This is a genomic window from Geodermatophilus sp. SMS 5-13, assembly GCF_059428245.1.
Genome location: NZ_CP165729.1, coordinates 5,782,637 through 5,801,772 on the forward strand (window position 1 = coordinate 5,782,637; position 19,136 = coordinate 5,801,772).

A 19,136-nucleotide genomic window follows, 5' to 3' on the forward strand; every position below is an offset into this window, starting at 1 on the left:
GACCCATGACCAGCGAACCCGGCGTCGACCATCCGGAGGAGCAGAGCGAGGCCGAGGTCACGCTCACCGGGCGCGGGATCTCGGTCAGCACCCGCGTGGAGTTCGTCGGCGACGGCGTCCTCACCGTCCGCCCGTCCGTCGGCGAGTTCGTCGAGCAGGTCGTGGCCGCGACCGGCGACAAGGTCGAGGTCTTCTGGAAGGCCGGCGAGGAGACCCGCGCGCTGCCCGCCGAGGTGCTGCAGGCGGAGGTCGGCGCGGCGCCCCGGTGGCGGCTGCAGATCACCGGCCCGTCCGAGGTCAGCCAGCGCCGCCAGGCCGTGCGCGCCCGCGTGGCGCTGCCCGTCGAGATGGGCTACAGCAGCGTCGAGCTGACCGGGGAGACCGTCGACCTCAGCGAGGCCGGCATGCGGGTCGCCTGCGACGGCTTCGGCGTCCCGCCGGAGGAGGGCGCGCGCCTGGACCTGGTGGTCGACCTGGGCGACGGCCCCGCCATCCGCGGCAAGGGCCAGCTCGTGCGCCTGCAGGCGCGCGGCGCCCGCTGGCTGCTGTCGGTCCGGTTCCTCGACCTGCCGGAGAAGGACGGCGACCGGATGCGCCGCCGCGTGTTCCAGGCGCTGCGCGAGGAACGGGCCCGGCAGAGCGACTGAGCTCAGTCCCGCCAGCGGATCTCGGGGGAGCGCGGCTCGGGCAGCACGTCGCGGGCGCTCTCCAGCTCCTCCCGACCCGAGGGCAGCCGCGCCCAGACGTGCTTGCGGCCCGGGCGGCGCTCCCAGCCGTAGTCCAGCGACAGCTGGGCGACCAGGTGCAGCCCCATGCCGCCGAGCGCGGGGTCGCGGTCGACGGCGGGGATCGGCGGCCGGTCCGGCGCCTCGTCGCTGAGGTCGAGCAGCCAGCCGTAGGGGCCGGCGATCACCAGCGCGCGGACGTCGCCCCCGCCGTGCCGCATCGCGTTGGAGGCCAGCTCCTCGAAGACCAGCAGCAGCCCGTCGCGGGCGTCGTCCGTGGACGAGGCGCTCACCGAGGGGTGGGCGATCCGGGCGCGCAGGTCCGACCGGACGCGGGAGACGACCGACAGCGACGGTAGCTGCCAGTGCCAGACGTCGCCGGGCACCGACGGAACGGCGACGCAGGGCCACGTCGCGGGGGGATCGGGTTCGCGACACGGCTCCAGGGCCATCGCCTTCCCCCCTTGCGTCCGCTCCGCAGGCGGGCCGGTCCCCGACACGGCCGGCCGACACCCATCCTCGCCGATCGCACCACGACGCGCAGAAGAGACCGGATCCGGGGGGGTGTTGGCAGACTCGACACCGTGGAGCAACTGCTGCGTGACCTCAGCCGGGTGGTCCTCGCCAACCGCACGCTGCGCGACGTCCTCACCGAGATCACGTCGATCGCGGTGCGCGGCATCCCCGGCTCGGAGGCGACGTCCATCACGCTGATCCGCGACGAGAAGGGCTTCACCGCGGCGTACTCGGGGGAGATGGCGCTGGCCGCCGACGAGCTGCAGTACCAGGAGGGGTACGGGCCCTGCCTCGACGCCGGCCGCGGCGGGGTGGTCCTGCGGGTCGACGACATGCGCACCGAGAAGCGCTGGCCGCACTACGTGCCGCGCGTGGTCGCCCAGGGGGTGCGAAGCTCGCTGTCGGTCCCCCTGCCGTACCAGGGCATCAGCATCGGGGCCCTGAACAACTACTCCACCGTGCCGGGCGCGTTCGACTCGCCGGAGTCGCTGCGGGCCGGCCTCGACGTGGCCGAGATCGTCGCGGTCGCCGTCGCCAACGCGACCGCGCACGCCGAGCTGGGCGAGCAGGCACACCACATGCGGGTCGCCATGGAGTCGCGGGCGGTGATCGAGCAGGCCAAGGGCGTGCTCATGGCCCAGCGGCACGTGGACGCCGATCAGGCCTTCGAGATCCTGCGCGAGGCCTCGCAGCGCTACAACCGCAAGCTGCGCGACATCGCCACGGGCATCGTGGAGTCCACCCAGGAGTAGGGCCGCAGCCCACCAAGGTCATCCGGCGGCCGACCGTGATCACGGCTAGCGTCGCGGCCATGGGTGACCGGGGCTTCCCGGTGCGTTCCGCCGGTCGCCCCGGGACGTTCCGGTCCCCACGCTGAACCTCCCGGCGTGCCGACGCGCGCCGAGGAGAGCCGTGACGACGACCGAGCCCCTGGCCCGCCGCACCCGCAGCGACTACGCGGAGCTGTCCGCGCGGATCAAGGCGGCGGGGTTGCTGGGCCGGCGCCCGGCCTACTACGCCGCGAAGTTCACCCTGACGCTCGGGGCCTTCGCCGCCGCCTGGACGGCCTTCGCGTTCGTCGGGGCGAGCTGGTGGCAGCTGCTCACCGCGGCCGTGCTCGGCGTCCTGTCCACCCAGGTCGCGATGCTCGGCCACGACGCCGGGCACAAGCAGGTCGCCCGCACCCGGGGCGGCAGCTACCTGATCGGCGTGCTGCTCGGCAACCTGCTCACCGGCCTGAGCTTCGGCTGGTGGCTCGACAAGCACAACCGGCACCACGCGCACCCCAACCACGGGGAGCTCGACCCGGACGTCGCGCCGGCGGGGCCGCTGGTGTTCCTGCCGGGGCAGGGCCTGGGACGGCGCGGCCTGGTCGGCTGGCTCACCCGCCACCAGGCCGTCGTCTTCTTCCCGATCCTGCTGCTCGAGGGGCTGAACCTGCACGTGGGCAGCGTCGCCGCGCTGCGCGACGGCACGGTGAAGGCACGGTGGCGGGAGGGCGCGCTGCTCGCTCTGCACGTCGTCGCGTTCGTCGGGGTGCCGTTCGTCGTCCTGACCTGGGGCCAGGCGCTGCTCTTCCTCGCCGTCCACCAGGCGGTGTTCGGCTTCTACATGGGCTGCGCGTTCGCGCCCAACCACAAGGGGATGCCGCCGCTCACCGACGAGGAGGAGCAGGACTACCTGCGCCGCCAGGTGCTCACCTCCCGCAACGTCCGGGGCGGGCGGGTCACCGACTGGCTGCTCGGCGGGCTGAACTACCAGGTGGAGCACCACCTGTTCCCGAGCATGCCGCGGCCCAACCTGCGCCGGGCGCAGCCGATCGTCGCGCGGTTCTGCGCCGAGCGCGGCGTCCGCTACGTCGAGACCGGGCTGCTCGACTCCTACGCCCAGGTGCTGCGGCACCTGCACGCGATCGCGGCGCCGGCGCCCGCCTGAGCGGTCACCGGCGCTGCAGCCGGATCAGCCGCTCGACCAGGAACTCGACGGCGGCCCCGCTGTCGACGCGCTCGGCGACCTCGATCGCCCCCGGCGCCCGGGAGACGGTCCGCCGGTCCACGACGGTCTGCCCGCGGGCGGCGCCGAGCGTGGTGTCGACGACCACCGAGCGGCGCACGGTGCTCAGGGTGCCCGGGACGATCGCCTCGGTCAGGGCGAGCGCGTCGTGCACGACCACGCCCGCCGTCCCGTAGGAGGCCCGGGCGTGGTCGAGGTACTGCCGCAGGATCGCCGCGGCGGTCGCGCCCACCGGCCCGGCGGCGGCGAAACGGGCGATGCCCTCCTCGGTCAGGACGGTGGGCACGGTGACGTCGAGGCCGACCATCGTCGTCGGCAGCCCGGCGGTGAGCACGGCCTGGGCCGCCTCCGGATCGGCCCAGACGTTGAACTCCGCCGCCGCGGTGACGTTGCCGCCGAGCGCCGCGGACCCGCCCATCACCACGAGCCGCCCGATCCGCTCGGCCGCCTCGGGGAAGACGCCGAGCAGCAGCGCCAGGTTGGTCATCGGGCCGATGGTGGCCACCGTGACCGGCTCGGGGGAGGAGAGCAGCAGGTCGGCCAGCGCCACCACGGCGGGGCGGGGGTCGAGCGGCGCCGGGGACGGCGGCAGCTCCACCCCGCCGAGGCCCGCCGTCCCGTGCACGTGCCCCGCGCGCTCGGCCTGCGGGTGCACCAGCGAGGAGCGGGCGCCGGCCGCGACCGGGACGTCGGACCGCCCGGCCAGGTGCAGCACCCGCCGGGCGTTCTCCGTCGTCTGCGCCAGCTCGACGTTGCCGTGCACCGTCGTCACCAGCCGCAGGTCCACCTCCGGGCTCGCGACCGCGAGCAGCAGCGCCAGGGCGTCGTCGATGCCGGGGTCGGTGTCGATCACGAGCGGGGTGCCGGCCACCCGCTCATCCCACCAGAGGGGCCCTCATCGGCGGCTCAGCGCTCCTCGACGCTGCCGCTGCCGTCCACGTGGCGCTCCACCTGCGCGCCGCCGCCGTAGGTGACCGTGCCGCTGCCCGTCACGACCGCGACCAGGAAGTCGCTGACCTGGACGTCCGCCGAGCCGGAGCCGGAGATCGTCACGTCGGCGGTCCCGCTGTCGAGCTGCGGGGCGTCGTACTGGCCCGAGCCGTCGACCTCCACGACCTGCCGGCCGGCGCGGCCGTCGAGCGTCACGGTGCCCGAGCCGGAGAGCCGCACGCGCAGCTCGTCGACGTCCATGCCCTCGGCGCGCATCTGGCCCGAGCCGGAGAGCTCGATCTCGCGGAGGGCGCTGGGCGAGGTCGCCCGCACGGTCCCCGAGCCGGACAGCTCCAGCGTCGCGGCCGCCGGCAGCACCAGCTCGTAGCGGACGTCGCCGAGGCCCCCCACCGAGCGCTTCGCGTCGAGGACCAGCCGGTCGTCGCGCACCTCGCTGGTCAGCTGGTCGAGCACGTTCTCCCCCGCCGTGATCCGCAGGGACGGCGTGTCCCCGGTGGTCAGGACCAGCTCGCCGCTGGTCGCGAGCTCCACCGCGGACACCGCCTCGACCGGGCGGTCCTCGCTGCGCGCCGGGCCGGGATCGCCGGTGAACGAGGTCAGCCCGCACCCGGTGAGGAGGACGACGGCCGCCGCTACCCACGTCCCGCGCATGGGTGCATGCTCCTCCGCCGGACGGCGCCGGAGAGGATCTCGTGCATGCCGCACGTGCTCCTCGCCAGCTGTGCCGACGCCCGGGGTCTGGACGACGACGAGCCGCTGCTCGTGGCCGCGCTCGCCGACGCCGGCCTGACCGCCGCGGCCGCCGACTGGGCGGACCCGGAGGTCGACTGGGCCGCCGCCGAGCTCGTGGTGGTCCGCTCGACGTGGGACTACGCGCCGCGCCGCGACGCCTTCCTCGCCTGGGCCCGGGCGGTCGAGGCGGCCACCGGGCTGCACAACCCCGCCGGGGTGCTCGCGTGGAACACCGACAAGCGCTACCTGGCGGAGCTGGCCGAGGCGGGCGTGCCGGTCGTCCCGACGGCGTGGGCCGCCGAGGACGGGCAGCTGGCCGCCGCGCTGGACCGCTGGGCCGGCGACGTCGTCGTCAAGCCGGTCGTGTCGGCCGGCGCGCGCGACACCGCCCGCTTCCGGGCCGGGGAGGACCCGCGCCCGTTCGCCGGGCGGATCCTCGCCACCGGGCGGCCGGTCATGGTGCAGCCCTATCTCGCCCGGCTGGACGACGAGGGCGAGACCGGGCTGGTCTACCTGGACGGCGAGTACAGCCACGCGTTCGGCAAGGGCGCGCTCCTCGCCGGGGCGCCGCTGGGGCCCGGCCTGTTCGCCGCCGAGACCATCACCCCCCGCACCGCCGACCCCGCACAGCGCGCCGTCGGCGACGCCGTCCTGGCCGCCGTCCTCGCGCGGACCGGGATCGTGCCGCTCTACGCGCGCGTCGACCTCGTGCCGGGGGACGACGGCGCCCCGCTCGTGCTCGAGGTCGAGCTGACCGAGCCGAGCCTGAACCTGCCGGTCGCGCCCGGGGCCGCCGAGCGGCTGGCCGCCGCCATCGCCGCGCGCCGGTGAGGCGTCAGCGCGCGTCGGGGTCGTACTCGTGCAGGCCGACGAGGACGCCGGCCGGGTCGACCACATAGCAGCCGCGGCCGACGCCCGGGATGGTGAACGGCTCGACCACGACCGAGCCGCCGTGCTCCCGGACCCGCGCCGTGGCCGCCTCGAGCGACGGGACGCGGACCACCGGGACCGCCCGGGGCGCGCCGTCCCGGGAGGGCAGCAGCGCGGTGTCGATGCCACCGGCGTCGCCGCCGGGTGCCACGAGGTAGTCCGGCGTCGCGAACGGCTGCAGCTGCCAGCCGAATGCCGCGGCGAAGAAGGCGCTGGAGGCCGCCAGGTCGGGGCTGTTGATCTCCAGATAGGTCACCGGCTGGCTCATCGGATCTCCTCCGTGGAACGGGTGTCGGCGGGCCGGCGTGCGGTCGGGCCGGCGGTCCAGCGGTCGGCGAGGTCCCGGGCCCAGGACTCCACGAGGAACAGCGGGCCGGGGACGAGCTCGTAGGGCGACGTGCGCCCCGCCGCCACGGGGCGGACCAGCCCCGCCTCCCGCAGCACCCGTAGGTGCTGGGAGACCGCCGGGCGGCTGATGGGGAACAGCGCCGCCAGCTGGCCCACGGTGGCCGGCCCGTGCGCCAGGCGCTGCAGCACCGCACGCCGGGTCCGGTCGGCGACGGCGGCGAGCACGTCGTCCAGGTCCACGGCGCCTCCTCGTTGGTAAGTCGAAACTTACCACGGGGCCGCGACACGCCACGGGTGTCCCCGGGCCGGCGGGGTGACCGCATTCCCCGAAACGGCGGTCCGAGCGTGGAAAGCGGCTGTGTGTCGACAAGGAAACCGCTGCAGAAAACGGTCATCGCCCCCTTTTCCGGGCGGTGCAACGGTTCGGTCACGCGCGGTCAAGGAGCCTCGGAAAAGCGCCTAGAAAACGCGCTCCGCTCCCTACCTTTCTCCTTGTCCGCGACACCTTCCCCAGCCGCGGTCAGGACGTCGAAAGGAGGACGGCATGAACGGCGAGACGCGCTCTCCGGCCGCAGCACCGCTCGTGCCGTCCTCCTCCGACACGGACCGGTCCCTGGCCGGTCTGCTCGACGTGCTCGACCGCGCCGACGCGATGCTGCCGCGCCAGCCGCAGCGCCCTCGGCGCTCGGTCGCCTACCGCGCCACGCGGGGCGTGGCCCTGCGACCCGTGCCGCCGCTGCGCTCGTCGGCGTCGGCTGTGACCGTCCGCGCCCCGGCCCCCACGCCTGCTCCCGCTCCCGTTCCCGCTCCCTTTGCCCCGCTGCCGGGCGGCCTGCGCGGGCTGGCCCGCCGCGCGGCGCTCTGGGGCGCCGGCCCGGACGGTGAGTACCTCGCCTGGCGCGCTGCCCGGCCGGCCGCCGTCCCCACGCCCGGCACGCCCCCTGCCCTCCGGCCGGGCCGGCTGCGCGGCCTGGTCCGCCGGCTGGCCCTCTGGGGCGCCGGCCCCGACGGCGCCTACCGCGCCTGGGGCGGCACGGCCAGGGTGATCTCGCTGGCGCCCGAGCCGATCCCGCCCGCGCGGCCGCGCCCCGACGGCCCCGTCGTCCTGCGCGAGCTGCCCAGCACCCCCACGATCCCGCCTGCGGCGTCTTCCCCCGCCGCAGCGCGACTTCCCGCGCACCCGGCCTCGTATCCCGGCGCGCGATCGCACGAGGCCGCTTCTACGGTGGCCGAGTGTTCACCACCCGCCCGGAACTGGCCGGAACGTTCGGCATGGTCGCCTCGACCCACTGGCTGGCCACCGCCGCGGGCATGGCCACCCTCGAGGCCGGCGGCAACGCGTTCGACGCGGCCGTCGCCACCGGGCTGGCCCTCCAGGTCGTCGAGCCCCACCTCAACGGGCCCGGCGGCGAGGTCCCCGTCCTCTTCGCCAGAGGGGATTCGGGGGAGCCCGTCGTCCTTTCCGGTCAGGGGGTCGCCCCCGCCGCCGCGACGATCGACGCCTTCCGGGAGCTGGACCTCGACCTGGTCCCCGGAACCGGCCTCCTCGCCGCGACGGTCCCGGGCGCCGTCGGCGCCTGGCTGACCCTGCTGCGCGACCACGGCACCCTGCCGCTGGACGCCGTCCTCCGCTACGCCATCGAGTACGCCGAGACCGGCCACCCCCTGCACCCGCGGGTGGTCGCGACCTGCGCCTCGGTCTCCGAGCACTTCCGCACCCACTGGCCGACCTCGGCCGCCACCTGGCTCACCTCCGACGGAGCAGTTCCCGCCGCCGGCAGTCTTTTCCGCAATCCGGTCCTGGCCTCGACCTACCGCCGCCTGCTCGACGCAGCGCGCGGTCCCACACGGGAGGCGCAGATCGATGCGGCACTGGCCGCCTGGTCGTGTGGATTCGTCGCCGAGGCGATCGACAGGTTCTGCCGGTACCCGGTGATGGACGACTCCGGTCGTCCGCACGAAGGGTTTCTGACCGCGCACGACCTGGCCACGTGGACCCCGAGGTACGAGCCGCCGGTCACCCTGGACTGGCGGGGGTGGACGCTCGCGAAGGCCGGGCCGTGGTCCCAGGGACCGGCACTGCTCCAGGCGCTGGCGATGCTGGACGGCGCACTGCCGGCGGGCCCTGCGGGAGGCAACGCCTCCGTCGCCGAAGACGCGGACACCGCCGAGGTGGTGCATGCGAGCGTCGAGGCGACGAAGCTGGCGATGGCCGACCGCGAGGCCTGGTACGGGGACGTGGAGCACGTGCCGGTGGACGACCTCCTCTCGTCCACCTACGCCGCCGAGCGGCGGGCGCTCATCGGGGGGACCGCGAGCCGCGACCTGCGGCCCGGCTCCCCGGGCGGGCGCCCGCCCCGGCTGCCGGCCTTCGTCACGGCCGGCGGCTCCGAGGCCCCCCGCGTGCACTCCGGGGCGGGTGTGGGCGAGCCGACCGTCGACCCGCTGGGCACGACCCGCGGCGACACCTGCCACGTCGACGTCGTCGACCGCTGGGGCAACCTCGTCTCCGCCACCCCCTCCGGCGGCTGGCTGCAGAGCTCGCCGGTGATCCCGGAGCTGGGCTTCGCGCTCGGCACCCGGGCGCAGATGTTCTGGCTCGAGCCCGGCCTGCCCAACTCCCTGGCCCCCGGCAAGCGCCCGCGCACCACCCTCACGCCGTCCCTCGCCCTGCGTGGCGGCGTCCCGGCGCTGGCCTTCGGCACCCCGGGCGGGGACCAGCAGGAGCAGTGGCAGCTGTGCTTCGTGATCCGCCACCTGGTCGAGGGGCTCGACCTCCAGGCGGCCATCGACGCCCCGGCCTGGCACACGACGGCCTTCCCGTCGTCGTTCTACCCACGGGACATGACGCCCGGAGAGATCGTGGTCGAGTCCAGGATCGGGGACGACGCCGTCGCGGACCTGCGCCGCCGCGGCCACGACGTCGTGGTCTCCGACGCCTGGTCGCTGGGCCGGCTCTCCGCGGTCAGCCGCGACCCGGAGACCGGCGTGCTGCGGGCCGCCGCGAACCCGCGGGGGATGCAGGGCTACGCCGCCGGACGGTGACTCGCCGCGTTCGTTCCGACACATTTGTTGTGCGCGACGGGATGTTCGTGAGACAAAGGAACGTCGATTGCCGGACCGGACAGGCGCGATCGTCGTAGTCCCCCCATCGCTCGGCTGATCCAAACCAGGGTCGCTCGCCCCACGCTTGGAAGGAACCGGCGTGAGTACTGACGGCCGTCTGGCCGCCGTCCGCCGGCTGGAGGAGACCGCCGTCGGGTCGCGGTCGCTGCAACGGCTCACCGAGCTCACCGCCCGGCTGCTCGGTGCGCCGGCGGCCCACGTGGCGCTGCTCGGGGAGACCCAGCTGATCGTGGGCGGTGCCGGCCTCCCGCCCGGGTCGCTCGGTGCCCGCTCCTCGCTCGAGGACGTGCTGTGCACGGCGGCCACGGGCAGCTCGGGGCCGCTGGTGGTCGGCGACGCGCAGACCGACGTGCGGGTGGCCGCCCTCCCGCCGGTGACCTCCGGCGCCGTCCGCTCCTACCTCGGCATCCCCCTCGCCGCGCACGACGGGCAGGTCGTCGGGACGCTGTGCGTCTTCGGGCCGCAGCCGCGGGCGTGGACCGACGCCGACGTCGCGCTGCTGCGCCAGATGGCCGACTCGGTCGCCACCGAGCTCGAGCTCTCCGCCCTGGCCCGCGAGTTCGAGGCGCACCGGGTGCGCTTCGAGCTGGCGATCGACGCGGCCGAGATCGGCAGCTTCGACTGGGACCTCACCACCGGCCGGCTGATCTGGGACGACCGGCTGGTCCAGCTGTTCGGCTACGAGCGCGCGACCTTCACCGAGAGCATCGAGGCGTTCAACGCCCGGCTGCACCCGGACGACCTCGCCCGGGTCGACGAGGCGCTGCGGACCGCGGTCGAGACCTGCGGCGGGTTCGACGCCGAGTACCGGATCGTGCTGCCCACCGGCGAGACCCGCTGGATCCGGGGCCGGGGCCGGGCCGTCGCCGACGACAGCGGGACCGCCGTCCGCTTCCTGGGCGCCGCCTACGACACCACAGAGCAGCGGGACGCCGACGCCCGCGTCGCCCGGGTGCTCGAGACGATGACCGCGGCGTTCTTCGCCCTCGACCGCGGCTACCGCTTCACCTACGTCAACGCCGAGGCCGAGCGGGTGCTGCAGTCCTGCCGGGAGGACCTGCTCGGCGGCGACATCTGGGAGCTGTTCCCCCTCGCGGTGGGCAGCGAGTTCGAGACGCACTACCGCAGCGCGATGACCTCCGGCGAGGAGCGGGTCTTCGAGGCGTACTACCCGCCGCCGCTGGACGCCTGGTACGAGGTCCGTGCGTGGCCCGGCCCCGACGGGCTGTCGGTCTACTTCCTCGACATCACCGAGCGGCGCACCGCCGAGGAGCGGGCCCGTCGCAGCGCCGCGCGGCTGCGCCTGGTCGCCGAGGTCAGCGCCATGCTCGCCGGCTCCGTCGGCGACGGGCGGGACGAGCGGGCGGCGCTGCAGCAGCTGGCCGAGATCGTCGTCCCGGTGCTCGGCGACTGGGCCATCGTGAGCCTGCTGGACGAGGACGGGCGGATCCGGGACGTCGGCAGCTGGCACCGCGACGCGGACGCGCGGGAGCTCACCGCCCGGTACGCGGAGCTGCGCCTGGCCGCGGTCGACGCGGACGCGCCGGTGTTCAAGGCCCTGGGGTCGGGCCAGCTCATGGTGGTCCCGGACGTGCCCGCCGCCGTCCGGCCCGGCCTCGACCCGGCCGTGCGGCCGGTCTTCGACGCCCTGGTGCCGCAGAGCGCGGTCACCCTGCCGCTGACCGCGCGCGGCCGCACGCTGGGAGCGCTCTCCATCTACCGCTCGGTGGGGCGCGGGCCGGCCGACGACGAGGACGTCGCCGCCGCCCGCGAGGTGGCCGAGCGGGCCGGGCTGGCCCTGGACAACGCCCGCCTGTACGAGCAGCAGCGGCGGCTCGCGGAGGGCCTGCAGCGCAGCCTGCTGACCGCGCCGCCGGAGCCCGACCACGCCGAGATCGTCGTCCGCTACCAGCCGGCCATGCAGGCCGCCCAGGTCGGGGGCGACTGGTACGACGCCTTCCTGCAGCCCCGCGGCGCCACCGTGCTGGTCATCGGCGACGTCGTCGGCCACGACACCGAGGCGGCGGCCACGATGGGGCAGCTGCGCGGGCTGCTGCGCGGCATGGCCTACCGCGACGGCATCGGCCCGGCGGAGGTGCTCACCGACCTCGACCGTGCCATCGAGGGGCTGCAGATGCGCGCGATGGCGACCGCGGCCATCGCCCGGGTCGAGCAGACGGCGGAGGAGCGGGCCGCCGGACTCACCCGGCTGCGGTGGTCGAACGCGGGCCATCCGCCGCCCCTGCTGCTGCACCCCGACGGCCGGATCGACGAGCTGGCCGGCGAGCGCGCGGAGCTGATGCTCGGCGTCGACCCGTCCGCGCGCCGCACCGAGTCCGTGGTGAGCTTCCGGCGCGGCGCGACGGTGCTGCTCTACACCGACGGCCTGGTCGAGGGCCGCGACCTGTCGCTCGACGACGGGATCGCCCGGCTGCGCGCCGCGCTGGCCGAGCTGGCCGACCGGCCGCTGGCCGAGCTCTGCGACCTGCTGATCGAGCGGCTGCGCCCCGACGGCCTGCAGGACGACATCGCCCTCGTCGCCATCCGGCTGCACCGGCAGGACCGGCCGTGCCCACCGGAGGCCGGGCCGCGCGTGCTCCCGCCCACCGTGCCGCCGGAGGAGTAGGGGGCCTTAGCCGCGGGGGAGCAGCGCCCAGACGATCTTGGCGCTGTCGGTGGCGTACCAGCCGTGGGCGGTGGCCAGCTCGGCGATCAGGTACAGGCCCAGGCCGCCCTCGCTGGGGTCGCGGCCGACCGCGGGGACGGGCGGCGAGGTCCGCGCCTGATCGGTGACCTCGACGAGGTAGGCCTGCTCGGTCAGCCGCACGGCCGCGGTCACCCGGTCACCACCGCCGTGGCGCAGCGCGTTGCTGGCCATCTCGTCGAGCGCGAGCACCAGCTGGTCGCGCAGGTCCGCGCTCTCGGAGTCGTGCCGGCGCGCGGTGGCGTCGGCGTGCCGGCGCACCTGCGACCGGACGACGGGCAGCTCGGCGACGTCGGTCAGCTCCCAGAACAGGCCGTCGTGGGCCGCGGGCGGGGTCGCCGACGGCCAGAGCGGCCCCGCCGACGTGCCCGCCACCATGCGTCCCCTTGCCACCGAGGCCGCGCGGAACTGCGGCCGACCATCTCGTATGGGCCGCGGGGCGGCCGTCCAAACGTCATAGGACGCGCATCACCTCGGACGGGTGACGCCGGTTCACGGGAAGCGCTGCGTCCACGCCTGCCGCCAGTCCACCACGGACCGCACCCGCCGGTCGCTCCGGGGTCCTCAGCCGGCGGCCAGCCCGGCCAGCTTCGTCACCGTGTTCCAGTTGCGGTTGGTCCCGGCGACGCCGAGCAGCCGGTCCCACTTCCACGTCGCCATCGGGCCGGCCGCCATGCCCTGGGGCAGCCACAGGTAGAGCTCGCGGCCGCGGACCACGTACTCGCCGTCCTCCGCCGGGGGGAGCTCGGCGATCCGGGCCTCGGCCGGCGCCTCGGGGAGGAAGGTGACCGAGTACCGGGCCGGGTCCGTCGCGACCGCCCCGAGCGGGTCGGCCGCCAGCACCGCGGCGAGCTCGGCGCCGGTGCGGATCACGACCGGCACCTCGAAGCCGAACTCCTTCTCGATCTCCCGCGTCAGCTGCGCCGCGAGGTCGGCCTCCGCGAGCGGGCTGTCGAGCAGCACGTTGCCGCTGCGCAGGTGCGTGCGCACGTCGCCGTGCCCGGCCGCGGTGAGGACGTCGCGCAGCCGGGGCATGTCGACCTGCCGGGCCTTGCCCACGTTGATCCCACGGAGCAGGGCGACGTACCGGGTGCTGGCCACGGCCGGGACGGTAACGCCTACCCGCCGACGAACACCGGGTCCCACGCGCCGGTGGCGACGCTCAGGGTCACCGCGATGGCGCAGACCGCCACGGTGGCGGCCACGGCGACGGCGTCCCGGCGGTGCAGCCGCGACCCGCGGGCGTTGGACCGGGGGACGCCGGAGTCGAAGCCGCGGGCGTCCATGGCGGTGGCCAGCCGCGAGCCGCGCCGCACCGCGCCGACGAGCAGCGTGAACGCCGCACCGGCCAGCAGCCGGACGGCGGCCACCGGGTTGCGGCCGGCCTCCACCCCGCGCGTCCGCCGGGCCAGCCGGATCGCCTCGAACTCGGTGACCAGCAGCGGGGCCAGGCGCAGCGCGGCCAGGGCGCCGTAGGCGAACCGGGTCGAGACCCGCCAGTGGATCGTCAGCGCGTCGGCCATGCGCACGGGGTCGGTCGAGGAGACGAGCAGCACGCCGGGCAGCGCCAGCCCGACCACCCGCAGCGCCAGCCCCAGCCCGGTGACCGGGGTGGCGACGGGCGAGAGCAGCACGTTGACGACGGCGACCGCGCCGGCGCCGAGCAGCAGTGGCCAGGTCCGCCGCAGCAGAACCCCCGGGTGGGCGAGTCCGGCCGCGGGCAGCAGGCACAGTTCCGCGGCGACGACGACCGCCGGCGTCACCAGGTCCAGGCTGGTGACCAGCACGAGGGTGACCACCGCGAGCGCGGTGAGCTGCGCGACGGGGTTGATCCGGGACAGCGGCACGGCCGTCGCCGGCCCCAGGGCCAGGGAGCTCACAGCGCCAGCCGATCGTCGGCGAGGACGGCGACCAGGTCGGCATCGTGGGTGACGACGGCGACCGCGCAGCCGGCCGCCCGCTGCTCGGCCAGCAGCGTCACCAGCTCGCGCCAGGTGGCTGCGTCCTGGCCGAAGGTCGGCTCGTCCAGCACCAGCACGCGGGGCGAGGTGGCCAGCGCGGTCGCCACCGACAGCCGGCGCTGCTGGCCTCCGGAGAGCGTGTACGGGTTGGCCTCCGCGTAGGCGGTCAGCCCCAGCCGCTCGAGCAGGGCGTCGGCGGTCGCCCGGGCCGCGGTGGCGTGCTCCCCGGAGCGCAGCGGGCCCAGCGCCAGCTCGTCGCGCAGCCGCCCGGTGAGGAACTGCTGCTCCGGGTGCTGGAACACCGTGCCGATCCGGCTGACCAGCTCCGCGGCACGCCAGCGGTGCGGCTCCCGGCGGCCTCGCCGCACGCCGGCGGCCAGCTCCTCGGCGGCGAGCACGCGGCCCGTCGTCGGGCCGCGCAGGCCGGCGAGCAGCAGGGCGAGGGTGGACTTGCCGGTGCCGTTCGGGCCGGTCACGGCCAGGGCGCGGCCGGCGTGCAGGACGGCGTCGGTGGGCCGGAGGGCGGGGGCGGCCGCGCCGCGGTAGGTGTAGCCGGCCGCCTCGGCGGCGAGCAGGACCGGTCCGTCCGGCGCGGCGGGCAGGTCGAGGCCGGCCGCGCGGGGGGCCGGCCGCCAGCCCGCGCCGTGCTCGACCAGGCCGCCGTCGACCACCTCGACCACGCGGTCGACCAGCGGCAGCCACGGCTCGGCGTCGTGATCGACGACGAGGACCGTCGCCGTCCGGTCCGCCGTCGTCCGGGCCACGGCCTCGCGGACCAGTGCGGCGCCCGGGCCGTCGAGCTGGGACGTCGGTTCGTCGAGCAGCAGCAGACCCGGCCGGCGGGCCAGCGCGCCGGCCAGCACCAGCCGCTGCTTCTCCCCGCCGGAGAGCGCCGCGGTGGGCCGCTCGCGCCCGTACCGGAAGCCGACGGCGCCCAGCGCCTCGTCGACCCGCGGCCAGATCACGTCCGCGGGCAGGCCGGCGTTCTCCAGGCCGAAGGCGACGTCGTCCCCGGCGCGCGTCATCACCAGCTGGCTGTCGGGGTCCTGCATGAGCAGGCCGAGCCGGTCGCGGGCGGCGCGCGGTGGGGCGCCGTCCACGGTGAACTCGCCGGTGATCTCGGAGCCCTCGGGGTCCAGGATCCCGGCGATCGCGGCCAGCAGCGTGGACTTGCCCGCGCCCGAGGCGCCGGTCAGCAGCACGCGTTCGCCGGGCTCGACGACGAGGTCGACGCCGGTGAGCGCCCAGGCGTGGCGGGAGGCGTGCCGGACGCCCAGTCCGCGCGCCCTCACCTGGACCGGTCCTGCCGACGCTTGTGCTCTGCCCACCAGGATGGGCAGAGCACAAGCGTCCGGGGAACGCTTCATCGGGGAAGGGTCGGTCAGACGCGGCGGCGGCCCGAGGCGAAGGCGTTCAGCGCGCCGGTCCGGGCCAGCGCGCGGACCAGCAGCAGGCCCACGATCCCGGCCAGCACGACGCTCGAGAGCACCGTGAACAGCGTGTACGGCGCGGTGAAGGACCAGAACGGGTAGTCCGAGGACACCGGGTAGTACAGCGACAGGTCCAGGATCGACGTCGACAGCCCGGCGGTGACCGCGGCCAGGACCGCGGTGCCCCAGCCGAAGTGCCGGTAGCGGGTCAGCAGGAAGCCCAGCTCGCCACCGAGGCCCTGCACCAGGCCGTAGACGACGATGATCCCGCCGTACGGCGAGCCCAGGACGATGCTGACGGTCGCGGCCAGGGTCGAGGCGAAGACCGCCGCGCCGGGCTTGCGCACCAGCAGCCCGGCCACCACGCCGGGCATCAGGTAGACGCCGTTGAGCAGCCCGGACACCGGCGGGACGGCCAGCGCCGCCACCAGGTTCCAGGCCCAGAAGACGACACCGAAGGCGACGCCGAGCACGGCGGCGACGACGATGTCGACGGTGCGCCAGCGCAGCCGGTGCGCGGGCTCGGACGCGGTTGCGGACGGACGGACGGCCTGGTCGGCCATGGATTCCTCCAGACTCCCTGCGCCGGCATTACCCGGATCAGGTTCGAGGGTCTGCGGCGGACCGCACTCTCAGCGCCTGAGCGCTCCCCTGTCGGTTTCTTCTGTTGTGCCGCGAAGCCTAGCCCCCGTCGGACCGGAAGAGTCGATCGAGGTGGTAGCGCAACACCTCGGCGGCCTGCTCGGCGGTGCGCTGCGTGCCCAGCACGCTCGAGGTCAGCCCGTTGGCCATCGCGAGCAGGCCCGCCACCTCGGTGCGCGGGTCGCGGTCGGCCGGCACCTCGCCGTCCTCCCGGGCGCGGGTGAGGACGCCGGTGAGCCAGTTCTCCAGCGCGTTCGGCGGGGCCAGCGCCTCCTCCGCGATCCCCGGCACCCACTCCGCGCCGGTGAGGCCGGCGGCGTAGTACGCCGTCCACGCCAGGGAGTCGGCCCGGCTCTGCTCGTCCATCGGCAGGATCGCGGTGAGGACCACCTCGAGGACCGTGCGCGGCGGCAGCCCCGTGCCGAGCGCGGCCGCGCGCTCCCGCACCCGCCGGTCCAGCCGGGCGGCGAGCTCGGCCGGGCCGGACGCCATGAGCGTGCGCTTGTCGGTGAAGTAGTACTGCACGACCCGCAGCGAGACGCCGGCCTCGGCGGCCACCTCCCGCATGGTCACCGCCTGCAGCCCCCGGGTGCTGGCGATCCGCAGCAGCGCGTCGGTGAGCGCGCGCCGCCGCTCGTCGTGGTCCACGCGCCGGGGCATGCCGCCATCCTCGCGCACCGGGGGCTTTCGTGATACGTATGTATCCATACGACGACCGGGGAGGCCGGCATGACCGTTCGGACGGCGCGCAACGGCGAGGTCGAGCTGGCCTACGAGGTGCTCGGGGAGCCCGGCGGGGAACCGCTGCTGCTGGTCATGGGCCTCGGCGCGCAGATGGTCGGCTGGCCCGACGGCCTGTGTGGCGAGCTGGCCGGCCGCGGGTTCACCGTCGTCCGCTTCGACAACCGGGACGTCGGGCTGTCCACGCACCTCGACGTCCCGCCGCCGCGCCGCGGGCCGGCGCCCTACTCGCTGTCGGACATGGCCGGCGACGCGCTCGCGGTGCTGGACGACGTCGGCTGGCCCGCCGCGCACGTCGTCGGGGCGTCGCTGGGCGGGATGATCGCCCAGCTGCTCGCCGTCGAGCACCCCGACCGGGTGCTGTCCCTGACCTCGATCATGTCCACGCCGTCGCCGCGGATCGGGCGCATGCGCACCCGGACCCTGCTGGCGCTGGTACGCCGCGCGCGCCGGCTGGCGAAGGAGCACGGCCGGCCCGCGACCCCGGAGGCGATGGCCGACTTCATGGTCGCCATGCAGGAGGTCACCGGCTCGCCGGGCTACCCGCCCGACCGGGAGGGCCACCTGGCGATGCTCCGCGTGGCGATGCCCCGCGACGACGCCGGGCTCACCGGCCCCGGGGCGAAGCGCCAGAACGCCGCGCAGCGCGCGGCCCGCGACCTGCGGGCCGAGCTCGGCGCCGTCCGCGTGCCCGCGCTGGTGATCCACGGCGACAGCGACGTGATGATCCGCCCCGAGGGCGGGCGGGCCACCGCCGCGGCGATCCCCGGCGCGCGGCTGGTCGTCCACCCCGGCATGGGCCACGAGCTGCCCCGCGCGCTGTGGCCCGCGTTCGCCGACGAGATCCGCGCGACCGCCGACGAGGCCCGCACACGGGCCTCCTAGGCGCTTTGTCGCGATCAAGTACGCGTGTCTTGTCGCGATGAAGCACGCTCAGAGCACGAGGTCGGTGAGCAGGTAGGCGTTCAGGCCGATGATCAGCGCCGCGACGACCGCGCCGGCGGCGGTGGTGGGCCGCCGGTTCACCCACCCGCCCATGAGGTCGCGCCGGCTGGTCAGCCACAGCAGCGGCACCAGGGCGAACGGGATGCCGAAGCAGAGCACCACCTGCGACCAGACCAGTGCGGTCGTGGGGTCCCCGCCGAGCAGGAGGACGGCGAGCGCCGGCGCCAGCGTGATGCCCCGGCGGACCATGAGCGGGATGGTGCGGCGCAGGAAGCCGGCCATCACCACCTGCCCGGCGTGCGTGCCCACCGAGGACGACGCGAAGCCCGAGGCCAGCAGCGCGATCCCGAACGCGGCCGCCGCGCCGGCGCCGAGCCGGTCGCCGAGTCCGCCGTGCACCGCCTCGAGCGAGCCGGCCTCGCCCGCGCCGCTGAACAGCTGCGCCGCGATGACCAGCATCGAGGCGTTGACCAGGCCGGCCAGGCCCATCGCCAGCAGGACGTCGAGCCGCTGGGCGCGCAGCAGCCGGCGCCGTCCCCCGGCGCTGCGACCGGCGGTGACGACGTCGCCGTAGCGGCCCGGGGTGAGCGCGGAGTGCACGTAGATGACGTGCGGCATCACCGTCGCGCCGAGGATGCCCGTGGCGAGCACCAGGCTCTCCGGCCCCTCGAAGGCGGGCACCAGCCCGCCGGCCAGCCCGCCGAGGTCCACCCCGGAGCCGATCAGCGTGTAGCCGAAGCCCAGCCCGATGACCAGGAGCAGCCCGGCGATGACGCGTTCGAACGGTCGGTGCCCGCGCGACTGGGCGGCGAGCAGGACGAAGGCCACCACCGCGGTGATGCAGCCGCCGACCGGCAGCGGCACCCCGAACAGCAGGTGCAGCGCCACCGCGCCGCCGACGATCTCGGCCAGGTCGGTCGCGATCGCCACCGCCTCGGCCTGCACCCACAGCAGCCACGTCACCGGCCGCGGCAGCCGCTCCCGGCACAGCGTGGCGAGATCCCGGCCGGTCGCCATCCCGAGCTTGGCGGTCAGCGACTGGATGAGCATCGCCATGAGGTTGGCGGCGACGATCACCCACAGCAGCGTGTAGCCGAAGGCCGCGCCGCCGGAGAAGTTGGTCGCGAAGTTCCCGGGGTCGACGTAGGCGACGGCGGCCACGAACGCCGGCCCGAGCAGCGGCCAGAGCCGCCGCCGGCCCGCCGGTTCCGTGCTCCGGTTGCCGCTGCCGATCAGGGTGGTCGGCAGGACGGCGGCCTCGGTCTTGGACAGGTACACGGGGGCCTCGCGAGCAGGGAGCCGGTGAAGGGTCGTTCCTACCGGTGCCCGGCCCGGATGTCACGCCCGGGCCTCCGACCCCGGTTTTGCATAG

General features: G+C 75.6%; 19 protein-coding genes and 1 riboswitch. Of the genes, 7 read left to right on the plus strand and 12 right to left on the minus strand.

Annotated elements, in window-relative coordinates; genetic code table 11:
• The first annotated feature begins 5 nt into the window (after positions 1–5).
• Positions 6–647, plus strand: a complete 642-nt coding sequence (locus AB3388_RS28005; RefSeq protein ID WP_495408617.1) for a flagellar brake protein — start codon at positions 6–8, stop codon at positions 645–647.
• Between the two features lie 2 nt (positions 648–649).
• Here AB3388_RS28005 and AB3388_RS28010 read toward each other — a convergent pair whose 3' ends face one another.
• A complete protein-coding gene (locus tag AB3388_RS28010; RefSeq protein ID WP_495408618.1) occupies positions 650–1,111 on the minus strand; it encodes an ATP-binding protein in 462 nt (153 codons plus the stop codon).
• 198 nt (positions 1,112–1,309) lie between these two features.
• On the opposite strand from AB3388_RS28010, the gene AB3388_RS28015 reads away from it, so the two are divergent.
• The gene (locus AB3388_RS28015) at positions 1,310–1,993 is read left to right on the plus strand and encodes a GAF and ANTAR domain-containing protein (protein WP_495408619.1); all 684 of its coding nucleotides are present in this window, start codon (positions 1,310–1,312) and stop codon (positions 1,991–1,993) included.
• 160 nt (positions 1,994–2,153) lie between these two features.
• Positions 2,154–3,176, plus strand: a complete 1,023-nt coding sequence (locus tag AB3388_RS28020) for a fatty acid desaturase family protein (protein WP_495408620.1) — start codon at positions 2,154–2,156, stop codon at positions 3,174–3,176.
• A gap of 4 nt (positions 3,177–3,180) precedes the next feature.
• On the opposite strand, the gene AB3388_RS28025 is transcribed toward AB3388_RS28020, so the two are convergent.
• Both AB3388_RS28025 and AB3388_RS28030 read right to left on the minus strand, forming a co-directional pair.
• Complete coding sequence (locus AB3388_RS28025) at positions 3,181–4,125, minus strand: nucleoside hydrolase (RefSeq protein WP_495408621.1); 945 nt, start codon at positions 4,123–4,125, stop codon at positions 3,181–3,183.
• 35 nt (positions 4,126–4,160) lie between these two features.
• A complete protein-coding gene (locus AB3388_RS28030) occupies positions 4,161–4,856 on the minus strand; it encodes a head GIN domain-containing protein (RefSeq protein ID WP_495408622.1) in 696 nt (231 codons plus the stop codon).
• Between the two features lie 45 nt (positions 4,857–4,901).
• On the opposite strand from AB3388_RS28030, the gene AB3388_RS28035 reads away from it, so the two are divergent.
• On the plus strand, positions 4,902–5,768 hold the full coding sequence (locus AB3388_RS28035; protein WP_495408623.1) for an ATP-grasp domain-containing protein: 867 nt from the start codon (positions 4,902–4,904) through the stop codon (positions 5,766–5,768).
• Between the two features lie 4 nt (positions 5,769–5,772).
• Here the strand turns inward: AB3388_RS28035 and AB3388_RS28040 are convergent, their stop codons facing one another.
• Both AB3388_RS28040 and AB3388_RS28045 read right to left on the minus strand, forming a co-directional pair.
• Positions 5,773–6,135, minus strand: coding sequence for a VOC family protein (locus AB3388_RS28040; protein WP_495408624.1), 363 nt, complete (start codon positions 6,133–6,135; stop codon positions 5,773–5,775).
• Entirely contained in the window at positions 6,132–6,455 is a 324-nt protein-coding gene (locus AB3388_RS28045; RefSeq protein ID WP_495408625.1) for an ArsR/SmtB family transcription factor, read from the minus strand. Before AB3388_RS28045 ends, AB3388_RS28040 begins: the two co-directional genes overlap by 4 nt.
• 993 nt (positions 6,456–7,448) lie before the next feature.
• Between AB3388_RS28045 and AB3388_RS28050 the strand changes: the two genes are divergently transcribed.
• Entirely contained in the window at positions 7,449–9,260 is a 1,812-nt protein-coding gene (locus AB3388_RS28050; RefSeq protein WP_495408626.1) for a gamma-glutamyltransferase family protein, read from the plus strand.
• Positions 9,261–9,420: 160 nt separating this feature from the next.
• The gene (locus AB3388_RS28055; RefSeq protein WP_495408627.1) at positions 9,421–11,967 is read left to right on the plus strand and encodes a SpoIIE family protein phosphatase; all 2,547 of its coding nucleotides are present in this window, start codon (positions 9,421–9,423) and stop codon (positions 11,965–11,967) included.
• A 6-nt stretch (positions 11,968–11,973) separates the two neighbouring features.
• On the opposite strand, the gene AB3388_RS28060 is transcribed toward AB3388_RS28055, so the two are convergent.
• The 6 genes from AB3388_RS28060 to AB3388_RS28085 all read right to left on the minus strand — a co-directional run bounded on the left by AB3388_RS28060 (position 11,974) and on the right by AB3388_RS28085 (position 16,738).
• Positions 11,974–12,423 carry an ATP-binding protein gene (locus AB3388_RS28060; protein WP_495408628.1) on the minus strand — a complete coding sequence of 150 codons (450 nt, stop codon included), beginning with the start codon at positions 12,421–12,423 and terminating at the stop codon, positions 11,974–11,976.
• A gap of 186 nt (positions 12,424–12,609) precedes the next feature.
• Positions 12,610–13,146 (minus strand): DUF1697 domain-containing protein, encoded by a 537-nt coding sequence (locus tag AB3388_RS28065; protein WP_495408629.1) that lies wholly within the window; start codon positions 13,144–13,146, stop codon positions 12,610–12,612.
• Between the two features lie 17 nt (positions 13,147–13,163).
• Positions 13,164–13,925, minus strand: coding sequence for an energy-coupling factor transporter transmembrane component T family protein (locus AB3388_RS28070; RefSeq protein WP_495408630.1), 762 nt, complete (start codon positions 13,923–13,925; stop codon positions 13,164–13,166).
• Complete coding sequence (locus AB3388_RS28075; RefSeq protein WP_495408631.1) at positions 13,922–15,298, minus strand: ABC transporter ATP-binding protein; 1,377 nt, start codon at positions 15,296–15,298, stop codon at positions 13,922–13,924. Before AB3388_RS28075 ends, AB3388_RS28070 begins: the two co-directional genes overlap by 4 nt.
• An 89-nt stretch (positions 15,299–15,387) precedes the next feature.
• On the minus strand, positions 15,388–15,999 hold the full coding sequence (locus AB3388_RS28080) for an ECF transporter S component (protein WP_495408632.1): 612 nt from the start codon (positions 15,997–15,999) through the stop codon (positions 15,388–15,390).
• Positions 15,997–16,099, minus strand: a riboswitch (TPP riboswitch). Its footprint overlaps the gene before it by 3 nt.
• 18 nt (positions 16,100–16,117) lie before the next feature.
• Entirely contained in the window at positions 16,118–16,738 is a 621-nt protein-coding gene (locus AB3388_RS28085; protein ID WP_495408633.1) for a TetR/AcrR family transcriptional regulator, read from the minus strand.
• A gap of 69 nt (positions 16,739–16,807) precedes the next feature.
• Between AB3388_RS28085 and AB3388_RS28090 the strand changes: the two genes are divergently transcribed.
• Positions 16,808–17,704, plus strand: a complete 897-nt coding sequence (locus tag AB3388_RS28090; RefSeq protein ID WP_495408634.1) for an alpha/beta fold hydrolase — start codon at positions 16,808–16,810, stop codon at positions 17,702–17,704.
• 48 nt (positions 17,705–17,752) lie between these two features.
• On the opposite strand, the gene AB3388_RS28095 is transcribed toward AB3388_RS28090, so the two are convergent.
• Entirely contained in the window at positions 17,753–19,042 is a 1,290-nt protein-coding gene (locus AB3388_RS28095) for an Nramp family divalent metal transporter (protein ID WP_495408635.1), read from the minus strand.
• Between the last annotated feature and the right edge of the window lie 94 nt (positions 19,043–19,136).